Origin of the sequence: Carboxylicivirga longa, assembly GCF_050589825.1 — a bacterium.
Taxonomy (GTDB): Bacteria; Bacteroidota; Bacteroidia; order Bacteroidales; family Marinilabiliaceae; genus Carboxylicivirga; species Carboxylicivirga longa.
In genome coordinates this window covers 101,376-118,516 of sequence record NZ_JBNGOZ010000011.1, presented here as the reverse complement: position 1 = coordinate 118,516, position 17,141 = coordinate 101,376, and the positions used below count along the sequence as shown (strand labels likewise).

Annotated in this window: 17 protein-coding genes; 2 read left to right on the top strand and 15 right to left on the bottom strand. The window is 43.9% G+C overall.

Going from position 1 to position 17,141, the window contains the following annotated elements; all coding sequences use genetic code 11:
* Positions 1-151: 151 nt before the first annotated feature.
* Genes ACRD7A_RS11295 through ACRD7A_RS11285 form a run of 3 tightly spaced genes read right to left on the bottom strand, consistent with a single transcriptional unit; the run spans position 152 to position 2,927 of the window.
* Positions 152-1,636, bottom strand: a complete 1,485-nt coding sequence (locus ACRD7A_RS11295; protein ID WP_430812141.1) for a hypothetical protein — start codon at positions 1,634-1,636, stop codon at positions 152-154.
* 4 nt (positions 1,637-1,640) lie between these two features.
* Positions 1,641-2,171 carry an RNA polymerase sigma factor gene (locus tag ACRD7A_RS11290; protein WP_430812140.1) on the bottom strand — a complete coding sequence of 177 codons (531 nt, stop codon included), beginning with the start codon at positions 2,169-2,171 and terminating at the stop codon, positions 1,641-1,643.
* A 15-nt stretch (positions 2,172-2,186) separates the two neighbouring features.
* Positions 2,187-2,927 (bottom strand): hypothetical protein, encoded by a 741-nt coding sequence (locus ACRD7A_RS11285; protein WP_430812139.1) that lies wholly within the window; start codon positions 2,925-2,927, stop codon positions 2,187-2,189.
* Positions 2,928-3,090: 163 nt separating this feature from the next.
* On the opposite strand from ACRD7A_RS11285, the gene ACRD7A_RS11280 reads away from it, so the two are divergent.
* Positions 3,091-3,261, top strand: a complete 171-nt coding sequence (locus tag ACRD7A_RS11280) for a hypothetical protein (RefSeq protein WP_430812138.1) — start codon at positions 3,091-3,093, stop codon at positions 3,259-3,261.
* A 90-nt stretch (positions 3,262-3,351) separates the two neighbouring features.
* Here ACRD7A_RS11280 and ACRD7A_RS11275 read toward each other — a convergent pair whose 3' ends face one another.
* The 5 genes from ACRD7A_RS11275 to ACRD7A_RS11255 all read right to left on the bottom strand — a co-directional run bounded on the left by ACRD7A_RS11275 (position 3,352) and on the right by ACRD7A_RS11255 (position 8,859).
* On the bottom strand, positions 3,352-4,686 hold the full coding sequence (locus ACRD7A_RS11275) for an MATE family efflux transporter (RefSeq protein ID WP_430812137.1): 1,335 nt from the start codon (positions 4,684-4,686) through the stop codon (positions 3,352-3,354).
* A 116-nt stretch (positions 4,687-4,802) separates the two neighbouring features.
* Complete coding sequence (locus tag ACRD7A_RS11270) at positions 4,803-6,974, bottom strand: peptidase domain-containing ABC transporter (protein ID WP_430812136.1); 2,172 nt, start codon at positions 6,972-6,974, stop codon at positions 4,803-4,805.
* The gene (locus ACRD7A_RS11265; RefSeq protein WP_430812135.1) at positions 6,971-8,149 is read right to left on the bottom strand and encodes an HlyD family secretion protein; all 1,179 of its coding nucleotides are present in this window, start codon (positions 8,147-8,149) and stop codon (positions 6,971-6,973) included. The genes ACRD7A_RS11270 and ACRD7A_RS11265 overlap by 4 nt, the downstream gene beginning before the upstream one ends.
* Before the next feature lie 82 nt (positions 8,150-8,231).
* Entirely contained in the window at positions 8,232-8,468 is a 237-nt protein-coding gene (locus ACRD7A_RS11260) for a hypothetical protein (RefSeq protein WP_430812134.1), read from the bottom strand.
* A 247-nt stretch (positions 8,469-8,715) separates the two neighbouring features.
* The gene (locus ACRD7A_RS11255) at positions 8,716-8,859 is read right to left on the bottom strand and encodes a hypothetical protein (RefSeq protein ID WP_430812133.1); all 144 of its coding nucleotides are present in this window, start codon (positions 8,857-8,859) and stop codon (positions 8,716-8,718) included.
* An 84-nt stretch (positions 8,860-8,943) separates the two neighbouring features.
* Here ACRD7A_RS11255 and ACRD7A_RS11250 point away from each other — a divergent pair, with 84 nt between their 5' ends.
* The gene (locus tag ACRD7A_RS11250) at positions 8,944-12,168 is read left to right on the top strand and encodes a CHAT domain-containing protein (protein WP_430817945.1); all 3,225 of its coding nucleotides are present in this window, start codon (positions 8,944-8,946) and stop codon (positions 12,166-12,168) included.
* A 2-nt stretch (positions 12,169-12,170) separates the two neighbouring features.
* Here ACRD7A_RS11250 and ACRD7A_RS11245 read toward each other — a convergent pair whose 3' ends face one another.
* The 7 genes from ACRD7A_RS11245 to ACRD7A_RS11215 all read right to left on the bottom strand — a co-directional run bounded on the left by ACRD7A_RS11245 (position 12,171) and on the right by ACRD7A_RS11215 (position 17,070).
* Positions 12,171-12,908 (bottom strand): tetratricopeptide repeat protein, encoded by a 738-nt coding sequence (locus tag ACRD7A_RS11245; protein ID WP_430812131.1) that lies wholly within the window; start codon positions 12,906-12,908, stop codon positions 12,171-12,173.
* On the bottom strand, positions 12,898-13,476 hold the full coding sequence (locus ACRD7A_RS11240) for an RNA polymerase sigma factor (RefSeq protein WP_430817944.1): 579 nt from the start codon (positions 13,474-13,476) through the stop codon (positions 12,898-12,900). Before ACRD7A_RS11240 ends, ACRD7A_RS11245 begins: the two co-directional genes overlap by 11 nt.
* A gap of 133 nt (positions 13,477-13,609) precedes the next feature.
* Complete coding sequence (locus ACRD7A_RS11235) at positions 13,610-14,329, bottom strand: tRNA1(Val) (adenine(37)-N6)-methyltransferase (RefSeq protein ID WP_430812129.1); 720 nt, start codon at positions 14,327-14,329, stop codon at positions 13,610-13,612.
* 2 nt (positions 14,330-14,331) lie between these two features.
* Complete coding sequence (locus ACRD7A_RS11230; protein WP_430812128.1) at positions 14,332-15,096, bottom strand: TIGR02757 family protein; 765 nt, start codon at positions 15,094-15,096, stop codon at positions 14,332-14,334.
* Positions 15,093-15,749 carry an ABC transporter ATP-binding protein gene (locus tag ACRD7A_RS11225; protein WP_430812127.1) on the bottom strand — a complete coding sequence of 219 codons (657 nt, stop codon included), beginning with the start codon at positions 15,747-15,749 and terminating at the stop codon, positions 15,093-15,095. The genes ACRD7A_RS11230 and ACRD7A_RS11225 overlap by 4 nt, the downstream gene beginning before the upstream one ends.
* 2 nt (positions 15,750-15,751) lie before the next feature.
* Positions 15,752-16,684: a calcium/sodium antiporter gene (locus ACRD7A_RS11220; protein WP_430812126.1), complete on the bottom strand. Its 933-nt coding sequence runs from the start codon at positions 16,682-16,684 to the stop codon at positions 15,752-15,754.
* Positions 16,685-16,701: 17 nt separating this feature from the next.
* Complete coding sequence (locus ACRD7A_RS11215; protein ID WP_430812125.1) at positions 16,702-17,070, bottom strand: twin-arginine translocase TatA/TatE family subunit; 369 nt, start codon at positions 17,068-17,070, stop codon at positions 16,702-16,704.
* Positions 17,071-17,141 lie beyond the last annotated feature (71 nt).

Sequence of the window (17,141 nt, the reverse complement as noted above, 5' to 3'; positions counted from 1 at the left end):
ACTTCGTTTTTTGTTTCTTTACTACCATGACGCGGGGATAGACCGATAGGTTGGAATGAATTTGATTTTTTTTCAAATTATTACTCAGTAATTCAATATGTAGCTGATCTACAAATTATTACACAGAGGTATTTTAGATGATTGGGTGGTTTTATTTCTTCAGATCGCCCAGATAGCGATCAACACCCACTTTTGTTTTCCAACGATAAGCAATACCTACCCGAAACTCGATGGAGGCATTGTGTGTTTTGTTCAGATGTCCCGGGGTATCGGCATCTCCCTGATAAACATTAGGAATACCAAACTTAGCTACCATACCGGCCGATAACTTCACCGGGCCTTTGCTGCGCAGCTCAAACTCCTGCCCCAGCAACACACCATAATCGTAGTTGGCATATTTGGAAGATACATCGCTTGAAGTGCCCGTTTGTGTTTCACTTGCAGCGCTCATCTGTGCCACATAAATCCCTGCCATATTACGACGAATCACCTTATCGCCCAGAAGGCTGCGTTTGGCATTTTGCTTTAGTGCCAGCTCGGTGGCGACATAGGTAAGTGCCGTTTCCTTGCTCACATACTCGCCATACTGATAGGTGCTGGAACTTTGCTTTGATGATGATGATAAGAATACGTTGGTCGACAATACAAGCCGCTGATTGAGGGCATATTGCACATTCAGTCCCCAATCGGGCTGAATGGTAATTTTGGCATCGCTATAACCCGATGATGAAAATCCATCGATGGTCTCGCCATTTATCAGGTAAGTATTTTTTATAGCTGTTACAACACCAGCCGTCCACCGGCTGTCTTTCCGATCATAGGCCAGTACATCCTTTTCATCAACTAAATCGGGCAAATTAAAAGCCTTCATCCAATGCTCAAAAGGCGTATCTTCCTGCGGCAACACCAGTTCGGGACTAAGGGTATAATCACCGGACAAGTCGATGGCCGGTGGCTGCTCACTAAGATAGGCCAGCATGGGTGTTGTTAAAAGTGAGCCTGATGCATTGGTGGTAGAACCAGCGAAGGTACTGCTTTCTTCATTGGGGCTAAACAGATTATTCGCCGGGGCATCAGGCTCCTCACGTAGTACTTTAATCGGTGCCGTGATATTTTTATTTGACGGCTCAGTAGCCAAAGAATTATCTGCAATCTTTTCTTCATCAAGCCAATAGACACCCCTTACATTTTTAACGGTATCGCGCTTGATCTGATGTGTCCGCAACGCATCCTTTAAATTCACTTCTTCAGCATCCTGTTGCGTGCCTTGCTTACCTCTATCGACCAATGAAGGCTGCGACAGATCGCGGGTAAAAAGGTGCAGCACGGAAATAAGGCCCATGACTAGGAAAACCATGGCTGCCGCCAGCCAATAACGCATTGAGCGATAGAACGGACGCTTTTGAGTGGCATTCAGTTGGCCATCGATATTACCCCACACCTGATCAATATCCAGCTCATCTTCCAGCTTATTCCACACCTCATCCACCAGCGCCTTTTCCTCATCCTGTAGGCGCAGCTCACGGGCATCAGTATCCAATTTACTGGCAATCTCATCCCATACATCCATAGGCGCTTCCGCTGCCAGTTGCTCCAGCAGCGCCTTATATTTTTTATGGAATTCCTTTTCTGACATTACCCTAGTTACTATTCATTATTTGTTCATTCAACAGCTTGCGTGCCCTGTTCAGCTGCGACTTAGAGGTACCTTCGCTGATACCTAGTTTTTCAGCAATTTCTTTATGGCCATAGCCTTCAATTGCATATAAATTAAACACCATGCGTGCCCCATCGGGCAGCTTCTCAACCTCGCGCAGCAAATCCTGACACACCAGGGGATCGCTTTGCTCCTCAAAGGGCTCAATAGCTCCCTGCAGATCATCGAGCCGCAAGGTTTGGCTTTGCTGCCGCTTGCGATAGGCATCAATGGCTGTATTGGTTATGATCCTTCGTATCCAGGCCTTCAAAGCCCCCTCGCCACTGTAGGCTTCTATATTGCGAAACACCTTTAAAAAAGCATTCTGTAAAATATCTTTTGCTGCGTCGCGATCTGGCTCATAGGCCAGGCATATTCTCAGCATCTCACCGGCATATTTACGGTAGAGCAGCTCCTGTGCCTTACGCTCATTTTTTCTACAAGCTATCAGCAATTGTTCATCATTATCATCCATTGCCCCAATAAAGTTCTATTCAATAACTACACTTATTGAATTTTGCAGCCGGTATAGTATTATTTCAAATAAGGCCTCATTCTCATCCTCTGATATTTCGATATACTCCACACCATCATTATCACTGCGTTCGGCGGCCTCCAACGATTCAGGTGCTACAGCTTGCAAGGCATAGTAAGGATCCAACACCAAGCAGGCATTATAGGTATTCTCTGTCGATAAAGTAATATCTCCATACGAATCACCTCCTTTTGTATCTGCTACCAAAAGCTCACCGTCATCAACAACTATGTATAAAGGTAAAACTGTGCCGTCCAGCGCACGATAACTGCCCACCAACAGTAATCCACCCTCATCCAACAGATTTTCATCTACTTCATCATAATTGCTCGAATCTGTATCGTCACCAATATCATCCATGTCCTCGAGTTCAAAGCGCCATCGCATGCTGCTGTAGATACCTTGAGGAATATCAAAATCCTTCACTCGAACCTTATCTCCATACTGGAAATACACAGGACCAATTTCATCATCGGATCGGGTGGCGAAATACACATCCTCACCTTGTCGCCTTTGTCCTTCGAAAGTTATCTGATCGAATAATATATATCCATGGGTGAAATTAAGGTGCGATGCATTTCCCTCAGCAATAGCAATTTCCATCTTTACCGCAACGGGATAGGTAAACTCATCCTTCTGGCAACTACTGAACATTAATAAGGTAAACAGTGTATGTAAAAGATAGTGTTTCTTCATTCTTCTAATCTACTTATTTTAATGACGGATAAAAGCCTGCCATGGTTGGAACACCAACAACATTTTTTACAAAAAAATCGATGGCCAACATCAAGCTACTCATGTCACTTTGAATAAAAACGAATTGTTTGTATATTTAAAAATACCTAATAAAAATTGCACCATGAATACATTTCTTAAGAATTTCGGAATTCTCCTCATTATTGCCGGCGTTGTTGTTTTGGCTGTTTATGCCATGAATCCAATCGTTAGTAACACGCCGCTCGCTTTGGCCGCGCTACTGCTTATTGGTGGCATTGCCGTTCATATTATTCTGAACAGAGTGCTTGAGTGAGGAAAATATCGCCTACCCCTGAGGGGGTGGGCAACTTTATTTTACTCCGACCATTAGTAATGCCAATCATCAACAATCAAATGGCTGTTTTCAGGCATATTTTTTACGATATAACATTCTGAAACGCCAAAGCAAAAAACTACCGGCTGATACCAGGCCCGAAAGATAACCTATCCATATGCCCATAGGGCCTATATCCAATGTAAAAGTACTTAAATAAGCGGTAGGCAAAGCAATCAGCAAAAAGGCCACACCGGCACCAATCACTGGCATCACCACATCTTCCAGACCGCGTAAAATACCAAGTGCAACTACTTGTATCCCATCCGATATCTGAAATAACCCGGCTACCAACATCAAGCTAGCCGCCACATTAATCACCTCTTGCTCATCGACAAAAAGAGATGGCAGCCAGTAACGCAAGAGCAAAAACAGCACACTCATGGCCGTCATGAATAGTATAACCAGATGAAGCGAAGCGAAAGCACTATCTTTAAGAGCTGCATACTCCTTGCGCCCGCGCAGAATACTCACCTTAATGGTGGTTGCCGAAGCCAGCCCCGATGACATCATATAAGTTACACTGGCCATACTTAACACAATTTGATGTGCAGCCAGACTCACCGCATTCAACCATCCCATCATAATACTGCCCAGGCTAAAAGCAAATACCTCAATGACCGACTGCAAACCAATGGGAAGACCCAAGCGCCAGATACGCACAAAAGCCGAGGTCGAAAAACGGGTAACATAAAAACCCCGGTAATCCTTAAATAAGCGAATCTGATATGACAGCCACACAAAAACAAGTGCCATTACTATTCGCGATACCAGTGTGCCGATGCCTGCACCCACCAGCCCCAGGGCCGGCGCACCAAAGTGGCCGTAGATAAATACGTAATTGAGAAACACATTTAACACATTGCCGCCAATGGTTATAAACATGGCAATACGAGTGTTACTCAAACCTTCGGCAAACTGCTTGTAACTATTAAAAAGCTGAAGTGGTATGATGGAAGCAATTAGTAAGAGATAATAGGGTATAGCAGCTTCGGCAACACCATCCTCCTGTCCCATGTAGGGCATAGCCCAGACAATGGCGCCGGCCACCAAGGTTAATAAAACCCCGATGATAAGGTTGGCAAAAATACCCTGCTGAAACCAGTAGGCACATTCTTTCTTATCACGAGCTCCAAAGGCCTTTCCCACAAGCGGTGTGAGGGCAAAAGAAATACCCATGCCCAGCACCAATACATTAATAAAGATACTATTGGCAAAGGAGGCGGCGGCCAGGGGAATCGTACCCACACGTCCTACCATCACGGTATCGGCAACGTTAACCAGCATCTGACCGGCTTGCGACAACACAACCGGAGTCGCCAGCTTTAGGTTGGGCCAGTAATGGGCTGCATATTTGTTCTTCATCTGCTTGAACTTAAAACAATGAAGGCACAAAAGTAGCTAAAATTGATATTGAAAACTGCCCATGCCATCATTTTAAGCTGCTGGCAGGCCAAGGGTAATCATTAATATCTGCCAAACTATTTTCCGGATAAAGTCATCCCTCCATGGTGATGTTTCCACATCTCATAGAATCGCCCTTGCCGATCGGTCTTGAGGACTTCCACCTTACCCGCCTGTAGAATCTTACCCCGATCAAAAACCATAACCTCATCAGCCAAATCCATAACACTCATGCGATGTGCCACCATTATTATGGTTTTGCCATCGGCCTTGAGCTGTTCTATTACTTTCTTAACCACGGCCTCGGAGCGATCATCTAAATACGAGGTGGCCTCGTCGAAGATATACACCTGCGGGTTCAGATACAACAGACGGGCTATGGCCAGTCGCTGACGTTGGCCACCCGATAGCTGTACTGCATTCTCGCCTAACCAGGTATAGAGTCCTTCAGGTAAATGTTCAATGCACTCACTCAACCTTAGTGCTTTAATAATATCGTTGATGCGGCGCACATCGGGCTGACCATCTCCCAGGGCAATATTATCAATAACATTACCGGCAAAAAGTTCAATCTGCTGGGGCACAATACCCACAACACGGCGTAAATCACCCAGGCACAGCTGACTTACATCATAGTCGCCAATGGTAATGCGTCCGCCATCCAACGGATAAAGCCCCTGTATAAGTGCTGCCAGTGTGGACTTACCCGAGCCACTATCACCCAGCAATACAGTAACGACACCGGGCTTTATGGTAGCGTAGAAATTACAAAATAAAGTCTGCTCCAGGGAATAAGAAAAATCCACTCCTGAAAATTGTATTTCCCCAACATCCTCATGGGTAAAGGGCAATCCATCCTCTGAGCCTCTCTCCGCCTCCAATTCCAGCAACTCAAAAAGTCGATCCATGGCAATGAGGGCTCCATGAACACTCTTATTAATAGCCGTTAGGCGTGCCACTGGCCCTGTGAAGAATGCCGTTATAGCGAAAAACGACATGAGCTCGCCAGCTGTTAGTTCGGTTTGTATTACAAGGCCGGCACCCAACCATAAAATTGCAAGCGTAATGCAGCGATTAATCAACTGCATGCCCGAAACAGAAAAAATATCCATCTTACCCGACTGGTATACTTTATGAAGCAGACGCATCAAACGATGATCCACAGCGTCGGCAAAATGACCCTCGGCACCCATCTGCTTAATGGTCTTAACCGACCTCAATGACTCCACAAGCTGTATCTCCAGCTCGGCGGTCTCCTCCATGCGGGCACGCTCCAGCCGCCGGTTAAAAGCATTGGTAATAAAAAACAACAATACGTAAAGCGGTACAACGCTGTAAGCCAGTAGTGCCAGGCGCCAGCTGAAAAAGAACATAACCACAAAGGCCACTAGCACAATAAGGGCATCAACAACAGCTTCTACCGCCACCTGATTGATAAAATTGCGTATTTTAACAGCATCGTTAATACGCGCTATCAGCTCACCAATTCGCATACTGTCATAAAACTTTTGTGGCAAGCGTATCAAATGCCTAAAATAACCCGAGATAAGCGAGGTATCGATATTTTGGCTCACGCGCAGCACAAACCATGATTGTAATATGCCAATAAGAAGCTGAGTGATAAATACTAAAATCATGATAACACCCATGAGGTGAAGTAAGTTATGATTATGCCCCACCAACACAAAATCGGTCAGTTTTTGAATGTAAAAAGCTGTAGACAAACCTAGCAATGAAAAAGCCAAAGCACCAAAACCCGCCTGTACAAATACGGATCGGTGCGGCCCGATAAGACGAGCGAAACGACCTATATTGGACACGGTTTTATCACCCTTTTGAAACTGTGCCGCAGGAATGAGTAACACTGCCACCCCTGTCCACCGTTCCAGGAATGCTTGCTGGGTCAGTCTTTCCATACGCCCCGTTGCCGGATCCATAATTTTTATCATTTTCTTACCCACCCTATAAATAACCACAAAATGATGCGTACCCCCAGGCATCTTCAGGTGAGCAATGGCCGGTGTAGGTAAATCATTTAATTCGTGCGCTTCGATCACTATCCCCTTAGCGTCAAAACCCAGCTGCTCGGCTGCCCGGATAAGGCCATAAGCGCTGGTGCCCCCACGATTGGTACCCGCCTTGCGTCGGATGGTCCACAAAGGCAGATATAATTTATAGTATCGTGCGACGGAAGCCAGACAGGCAGCTCCACAGTCAGTGGCATCAAATTGCTGAACGTTAAGGGTCATTGTTTGGGTGCTTGAGAGATAAAATTGGTTTCGTTCATTATTTTGGGGTTGATCCAATCGTCAATACTATCGAACAATAGCTGAAATAAGCTGCGGCGCGTAATTATAAAACGTGCCGTGCAACTCATCCCCTTTTTCATTGGCCCCTTACGACCTTGCTTCAATTTCAGGTAATTCTTACTAAGGCGGCAACGAATCAGGTAAGCATAACGTCCTTCCCTCATGGTTACATCATCAGCCACCTCAAAAACACGGGCATCCATAAGCCCCCATTGATTATAATCATAAGTGTCTATCTGTAGTTTCACCGGCATCCCCTCGTGGATAAAACCGATATCGCCCGGCGACAGATAACACTCTGCGATTAGGTCTTCGTGTGGCGATAGGTAAGCTATATGTTGTTGTTCATTTAAAAAATGTCCGATGGCAATACCTTTAAAATCAATCACACTACCATCAAAGGGTGCCCTTAAAACATATTGCTGTTGCTGCTGATTTAGCTGTTCAATGCGTCCCCTCAACTCATGAACTGATAAAAGATAATTCCGATGGTCGCCCTCCCAACCTGCCATCATGGCTGTTTTATAAGTAGCCAATTCATTGCGGGCTTCGTCCAACTTAAATTTTCCATCTTCCAGCTCCAACGAGGGCACTACCCCGTCGTTGTACAGAGACTGTGTACGCTTAAAATCATTCTTCAGCTTCTGGATTCTGCGCCCATGCTTTTCAATACTGCGCCTATAATCGGCATATGCCCTTTTATACAGCTGAGTTTGCAGCTTAGCTTCTTTGCTTTGGCGCAAAGCCTTAAGGTCTGCGATATACGACTGATGAAGAGTCAGTTGCTGCCTAATAGCGTTCATCTCACCTGAGATGCCGCTATGATCCATTACCACAAGTGTATCGCCCCTTTTTACCCTTAAATTTTCATGCATGGAGATACTCTTCACTCTTGCTGTTAGTGGAGCCGTTAGTGCCACTGTTTTATGCACAGCATTAATTTGTCCGCGGCTTTGCACCGACACATCCACCTTGATAAAGGGCAGGGATCCTAAAACTGCGAAAACGATGATTAGCAAGAGCCAGTACAAACTGTGCCCCCGATAATGCATATGCGTATAGTTGTGATATTTATTTCGGTAAGGATGTTCCTCTGTGGAGATTTTTTCAGGCATATTTTTTCTTAGCTATCAGCCTAAAAGTAGTGTTTTTAATGCTGGCAACAACACAGCTAACTTAACATTGCCCTGCTAACTATCATTCCGTTCCGGTTTCGGCCTTGCAAAGCACCCACTGAATGCCGTCTTTAAAATATCCAGACTGCTCATATTCAAAGGTGTTATTCTCCTTCGAAAAACGTATGCTAGCTCCCAGCGCCTTCATGGTATCTATATAAAAGAAAAGCATACGCACCGACATACACAAACGCCCGGCAAGGACGTTAGGAGAGCCGGTTTTCCTGCCTCTGATTTCAACATCAATCAGTGCAATCATTTTGTGAACTTCGTACTGGGGCAACTTATTTCCTATTAACCAGCTCAATGTAAGGTAAAGAAGGAGAACGGTGTTTATGGGGAATGTAAAAATTTGGGAATCTACAGGGGGAACCGCTCTACCTTCTTTTCACCTACAGTGAGTCTGCATTCAGACTTCTTCTAATCGGGATAATCTTAAATATATCTAATCTCTTTTTCGCTCAGCGCACTCGTCCAAAGCCGCCTAACACCTACTTAGGAATTACTTATATTTTAATTTTTATGTCCTCAGGACGCTTAGGATTGGCTCCGGTGCCTTCTCCGCCAACAACCTTTTTTAAAAAAGCAGCGTCTTTTGCCATAAACTTTTTATATTGCTCTTGTTTCTTTGGGTTAACTGATGATCTCATAATCTTGATTTGTTAATGGTTTCTATAGGTTAATTGCAGAAATCGTAAATCGTAACACCATTTTTGAAACTTTTTTTTGAAGAAATGAAAAGTCTTAAGACTATCATACTAATAATGTGCCTTTTAGCACCCTCAAATAAAAGTCATTCCCAGGAAACAAGTACCAACATATTATATTTTACGAAGCATTATTCGGCAGGGAATTATTCACTTGCAGCAAAGAAAGGAGCCGAAATTTTACGCTACGATAGCATTCGCCCACAAGATGACGAGCGTTTTCGGCTACTGTATAAAACCATTCGCTCGTTTTTATATGCCCGGCAACTAGATAAGGCCTATGCGTTTATCACAACACTAAATGCTCCGGCTGACGACCCTTTATTAGCCGACTACATAAAACTATATCAAGGCATAATGGCATTAACCTGCAACCGCACCCAACAGGCTAAAGTGCTGCTGAACCAATTGCTAATACATCCAAACAATGGCTTCCTGGTAGACTCTGTTCGTGCCAAAATATACCATAACCTATCAATTATTTATGGACAAGAGGAGCAGCATGCCCAGCGCCTTAATTATCTTGCTAAATCATTCGAACTGGAGAAAAAAAATTTACTCAACAACCAAAACTACGAGAGTTACAATGTGTCGGTAGAAGTTTATACGGCCACCCTGTACGGCAAATACCGTCAATATGAAAAGGCCTATCGTGTATTGCAGGAGGCTCTGATTCAGCCTTTCAATCAGCACATCAACAATTACAATCATGCTCTCTACCAGAACTACATTGATTTACTGCTGCGTATGGGCTTGCAGGACAAAGCTAAGCATGAAATTATAGCACTCACCAAATTCTACGAAAACCATGAGCTGCAATTCAAAGAGGAGTACGCTAATTTTTTAATCTCCCTGGCCAACCACTATAAACGACAGAATAATTACACAAACTGCATTCTGTACGCTACCCGCACATTATCCATCACATCTTTAAACAACTATTCAAAACCCACGCGCAGCTCGGCCCATATGCTACTGGCCACTACCTATTTTGACTTACAGCAGTATGATAAAATGAAATACTACCTACTTAAGGAAGTGGCCGAGAGCAAGCAAGGTAATCTTAGAAACCTTGCTGACGCTTATTTATCAACGGCCGAGTACCTGGCCAAGCTTTATGAGGACGAAACAGCCTATGCTTATATTGATTCGGCTCAGCAAGTGTATTACCACCAGCTTAAACTCCCCCTGAGTAAAAATTTTGAGAATATACTAGCCCTTGCCTATTATGAACTGGGTCAATACAACCAATGCCTCTTTCACCTAAATAACGTGGGGCAGATACTTTCTGAAAATAAAAATTACACCCACTATCTGTTTTGGGACAACAAGTATGAAAAAGCCCTTTGCTTCAATCGACTTGATAAGTACCACCAAAGTTACCGTTTACTTACACAGGTTATCGATGAGATGCTGACTAAATACCCCCATCTGCAAGACCCTGCCTCCTCCATTCAGGATAGTCGTTTTGCCATGCTCTACCGCAAGGTAAACATAGAGCTGGCGCATGGTCTTAACAGGCAGTATCGTGCAAGCAATGAACTTACGCACCTGAAAGAAGCTATGACCTATATTGAAGCGGCCGGTCGCGGACTTGAACGTTTAAGGAGCAAGCAATACTATGATCGTGACCGCCTTGTGACCGGTAAGCTATATGATGATTTTACGCGGAATAGCGCTTCCATTGCGATGGCGTTGCATAAGGCCACCAATGATCAGCAATATCTGCATCAGGCATTTAACTTCATACAAAAGGGAAAGTCGTATGCACTGCTACAGGGTGTAGCAGATAAGCAGTATAAACTTAACTCAGGTGTCCCCATTGATATGATCAATGCCTTAAACAAAAACAAAGAACAATACGACCGCTACCTGATGCGCTATAACGATGCCTTGTTTACGCATTCCTCCGACAGTACCCTTTTGGCTCAGCTAAATAAACAAATGGACCGCTGCATGTCCAATATTGACAGCATCAATATGCTCATTAAAATAGATTTTCCGCTGTACGAACAAGAAAAGGCACAACGTCCCTACTTAAGTATTGCTGAAACACAACAACGCTTGCAAGCCAATCAGTGCATTATTGATTACTATGAAACAGAAACGGAAATATTCCGCTTTACCATCAATACCGATACTTTTCATTGCGCTATCATACCCAAGGATGCTGCCTTCAAGCAATCCTTCCAACGCGTAATAGAAGAACTGTCCAATCCATTTGTAGGTCAGGGAACCTCCGAAAAAATGCAACGATTTGCAGGTGCTGCTCATCTGCTTTATAAAAGACTGCTTGGGGATGTACAGTCACTTATTAACGATAAGGAACTGATCATTGTACCGCATTCCGAGTTATCATACCTGGCTTTTGAAGCACTACTAACTAAAGATTACTCGCACAAAAAACCCAACTTTAAAGATTACCCCTGGCTAATCAAACAACAGGCCATTAGCTACTCCTACAATACTGCCTTGTTAAATAACGTAAGCTCTCAAGCTCGTATATTTCAAAAGGTAATTGCCTTTGCCCCGCATTATTCAGGCCATACCAACCCGCAAAATATCAATTTGGAAACAATGCGTCAGCTCGATAGCCTATTGCCCTCACTGCCCGGTGCTCAGAAAGAGTTATCGGCTATTGAATCCAGCTTCTCAGTCATCGCTTTCGAGGGCGAAGAAGCTACTCGCCCACGCTTTATCGCCTCTATGCAAAGCGATGCCATATTGCATCTTGCCATGCACTCTATTAACAACGAGGCTCAACCATTTAACTCACAATTAATATTTTCATCGCACAAGGGCCAAAGTGGGGGTTTTAAAGCCGGAGAGCTCTATAACTACAATATCAAATCACCACTGGCAGTGCTTAGCTCCTGCAGTTCAGGCAGCGGATATAAGCATAAAGGAGAAGGACTGCTCAGCCTTGCACGCGCCTTTACTTTTGCTGGTGTTGAGGCGCAAGTAATGACATTGTGGCCGGTAAACGATCAAAGCGGAGCTAATCTTATCAAGCATTTTTATGCAAAACTAAAAGATGGATTAAATAAGAATAGCGCTATGCGCGAAAGCAAACTCAATTACCTGGCAGCTGCCGATGGCATACGCTCACATCCCTATTACTGGGCCAGCTATGTATTGTCGGGCAATACCAATGCCATCGAACAAAAAATGCCAAAAGGCAAGCGAATTACTCTTTTGGCATTAGCACTTTTAAGCGGCATGCTAGTGTTTTATTATATCCGCAGACGATAGGATTAAACCTTTAACTTACTAAGGATGGACCTGGCTTCTACAGAATAAGTATGCCCATCAGCCACAATCTGAGTTAACAATAGTTCAGCCTCTTCGTATTCTTCCAGCTTCAAATAACAAAGTGCCAGATACCATCGTATTTGTGCCTCGTAAAAAATAGCGATGTCGAGTGTAGACCGTAACTCCTGACGAGCCTTTTCCATATCGCCCATCTCAATGTAGCACAGCCCGCTGAAGAATCCGGCCAATTCCTCATTCTCCAACCTTAAATCATCAAACGACACAAGTGCATTGGCGATATCACCAGAGCGATACTGCTCAAAAGCTTTAGTAAAAACACCCGTTGAGGTATTGCCCCTTACCATCATATCAGTACCATAGGCCTCGTAGTACTCATTAAAAGCCTGGCCACCACTGTATGATGAGTCGCGCAAAAGCCCCAGGTAACTACCCAAGCCCAGCACTACGATAAGCGAGGCAGCAGCCAGCCAATAGTTAATTTTAAAAGATGGTGACTTAGCTTCTTGCTCTTCCATGAACTCATTACCCAAATCAGCCAATTGATTTTTGAAATCAGAATAGTCGTCCTGATGATTGGCAATGGCATACAACACTTCCTGCTGAAGCTTCATGTCCTCTTGAAGTTTTGCATTATCCGCCATTTCAAGCTTTAACTCCTCACGATGTGCTGCATCCAACTCACCGGTAAAAAAGGATAGAATCTTTTTATTATAGTCCATACTTCAAGGCGTTATATTGCGGATCAGCCTTAATCATCTCCAACAATTTTTTATTACACATCGATTTTCTATTCCTGGTATAAGCCACCGAACTAAAAGCCAGCTCCGTTGTGATATGCTCGTTGGTAAAACCCATGGCCATCAGACGCAATACATCCTGACATACCTTCTGTATCTTTTTATAATACTTCAGATACAATTGACGACGTTGTTCAAACAATTCCTTTTCTTTTATCTCATTATCCAGATCAGGGATCTCATCGTGCAAGGTCTGATAGACGGGCCGTACTTTACGCCTGCGCAACTCGTGATACCATAAGTTTTTGCAGATGGACACGAAATAGGTACTAAAAGTACTGACCAGCACTGGTTTTTCCTTTTTTGAGTAAATGGCCACAAAGGCTTCCTGAACAATTTGCATGGCATCATCATTGGTGCCACTATTGGAGGTAACAAGCTCGCGCACCTGACTCCACACCAGTTGCATGATATACTTAATCAGTTTACTATCGCGTGAGTAAACCGCTTCCAAAAGTTCATTATCGCTATATTTCTTTCGTAACATCATGGTCGTTTTCCGGAACTAAAATAGTGATTATTATTGAATTATCATGAATCACCATAGCCAATGAAGGCATTTCACAATCAAGACGATATGTAAACAGGGGATCAATAATTAGCCTTATGCGCAAAAGAGGGTCTCACATGGCCAGGTAGAAGGCTTTGGTTAGCGCAATATAATCATCGGAATAACCATGGCGCCCCTTATCCTCAATAACCAATTCAGTCCGCTCCTGATGAGGCAAAGGCTGCTTAGAGAATTCCATAAGGCAGCGCACATAACCTTTGGCAGGAGTGGGACGCACCGCACAAAACCGAGCGAGGGAAAAACCATAATTGTGCGCACGGGTTGTAAAATCATCCTTACAAGCATAAGGCAACACAACACTGAGGCGCCCTCGGTCATTGGTAAGCCGGTGTGCATGCTGTATTAAATCATCGAAAGACAAGTGATCGGTATGCCTGGCCATATTTCGGGATGCATCATTGGCCTTGTAGGCATTAATAAAAAATGGAGGGTTACACACAATATGATCAAAGCCCCCATCACAAGGGATTTCCATGCTTTGCAGGGTAATATGCTCTACTTTTATGCGCTCGCCCCAGGGCGACTGCCGGCAATTATCATTAGCCTGTTCTACCGCCTTTGCATCAATATCAATAGCGCTGATGAGCGCACTATCATTACGCTGAGCCATCATTAAAGCAATCAGACCGGTTCCGGTACCCACATCCAATATGGTACTGCATGGCAGAACATTGACCCAGGCACCCAATAACACACCATCTGTACCCACCTTCATGGCTGCCTTATCCTGATGAACGGTAAACTGTTTAAATTGAAAATAGTTATTAGCCATGATTAAAACCCTTCATAAACGCCAAGTCCGAACAATGCAAAATCATATTTTACGGGATCTGCAGCATCTAACTTACGCAAGCAGGCGTCCAATTCAACAAGCGCTTTGGCATCATTTTGCTTACGTTTTAACAGACCTAGTTTACGTGCCACATTGCCACTGTGCACATCTAAGGGACATGATAATATTGACGGACTGATTTCTTTCCAGATGCCAAAGTCAACACCCCTACTATCATCCCTTATCATCCACCTAAGGAACATATTGATTTTCTTTGCAGCCGACCCGGCTAATGGATCCCCAATGTGTTTGATCGTCCGACGTTCATGGGGGATTTCAAAGAATACTGATTTGAATTTATGAATGGCGTATAGCAATGAATCGTGCGCGGCATATTTACTAAACACAGCCTCTAATCCCCCGTGATTGGCATATATATTCCGTAGTGAAGCAACGAAAAACCTGAGATCGATTGAATTAAACGTGCGATGTATTGAACCCTCTATCTTTGCCAAGTCATCTTCGGAATGCTCCATAACAAAGTCATATGGAGAATCTCCCATAATCGACATTATTGTATTCGCGCTTTTGATTATCATGGAACGTTTACCCCACGCGATTGTGGAAGCTAAAAATCCGGCAATTTCAATATCTTCTTTTAACGAAAAACGGTGCGGTATGCTGATAGGATCATCAGTTATGAAATCTGGGGTGTTATATTTTTCAACCTTTTCGTCAAGAAAATCTTTTATCTCATCTAAAGTCATGATGCGTGGATCAGTCCGTCTTTCATTTCAATCATACGGTCGCACATTTTGGCCAAATGATAGTCGTGTGTAACAATAACAAAGGTTTGATTGAAAGCCTCACGCAGCTCAAAAAATAACCTCTGTAATTCTTCCTGACTGTGCGAATCAAGATTACCCGAGGGCTCATCGGCAAATACAACAGCAGGACGATTGATTAGCGCCCGAGCCACTGCTACCCGCTGCTTTTCACCACCACTCAGTTCAGATGGCTTATGGTCAAGCCGATGATCGAGACTGAGAAAATTTAGTAATTTCTTTGCCTCCTGCTCCGCCTCTGCCTTGTTACCCCCCTTAATCAGTGCCGGTAGCATAGCATTCTCCAAAGCCGTAAACTCAGGTAGCAACTGATGAAACTGAAAAACAAACCCAATGCGGGTATTTCGAAAAGAAGACAGCTTTTTTCCGTTTAAGGTATTGAGATTAATTCCATCGAGAAACACCTCTCCGGACGTGGGCTTATCGAGGGTGCCCAGTATTTGCAATAAAGTAGTTTTACCGGCTCCGCTGGCACCTACAATGGATACCACCTCTCCGGCCTTAATGGACAAATCAATGCCCTTTAATACTTCCAGGTCGCCATAACTTTTTCTGATTTGCTGACATTGAATCATAACTAAACAAATAAGAGATAAATATAGAGCAAATAAATGGCAAACAGCACGGCTCCCTTCCAACGGGTAATAATACCTTTTGATAGCGGAAGAATGGCCAGCAAAAGAATAACAGCGATGCCCAACATCCACCAATAATCGATATTCATGATTGACGTACTCACCTGAATGGGCTTAAGTGTGGCAGTAATGCCCAAAACAGCCCAAATATTAAAAATATTGGATCCCACGATATTACCAATGGAGATATCCGATTCCTTCTTGATGGCAGCTATCAGAGAGGTGGCCAATTCGGGCACACTAGTACCAATAGCCACCACAGAAATACCAATAACGCGCTCGCTAACTCCCAGATTAATCGCAATATCTTTAGCGCCAAGAACTAACCACTCTGCACCGTAATAAAGACCGGCAGCAGCCATTAGAAATAATACAGCGGCACGCCACAAGGGCAAGGAGGGTGCTTCAATGGCCTCCTCTTTCTTTTGCTGCTTGCGACTGGCATACACTACCCAAATAACATAAACAACTAACACGATGAGGAACAATATACCTTCACCTACGCTGATGCGTCCATCCCGACTACCTAACATCAAGCCGATGGTTGCCAACATCATAACCAGCCAGTCGAACCATACGGTTTTCTTCTTCACCTTTACCGGATATACCACCGATACAAGCCCCAGCACCAAAGCAATATTGGCAATATTAGAACCCACTACATTGCCCACTGATATATCGGCGGCTCCATCAAAAACGGCATTTAAACTTACAAGTAGCTCGGGAGCCGAAGTGCCGAAAGCCACAACAGTAACACCAATTACCAGGGTCGACACTTTAAAGTGCCGGGCAAACTGAACACTGGACTTTACCAACCAGTCTCCACTAACAAACAACAACACAAAACCGGCCAATAAATAAAGAATAGGTAACATATAAACTTTCGTATTAATTAATCAACAGCATCATTGCGCGATACACGCTTATTGGAAGATGTAGGTGGCACTTCTCGGTCTGCTTCATCGTCAGCTTGATCTTCAGTTTTTTGATGATCAGATGAAGCAATGGCTTTATCATCCGGCCTATCCAGGGATTCAATCTCACGATTCAGATCCTGCTTGGTCTCCTCCACCACATCCGTTATACCACTGGTATTTTCCCTGAATTCGCGCTTAATCTCTTCAGAAGCACGCCTGAATTCATTCATTCCTTTGCCCAACATACGTGCCACATCAGGAATACTTTTGGCACCAAAAAGCAAGAGTACCACAAGCACAATCACTACAGTTTCAATGCCGGAAATAAAAAGCAATGTACCCATATCATAAATTTTCGTGTTCAAAGATAATAAAATAGAAACAGCTTTAAATAAGAAAGCCCCATGGCAGTTAC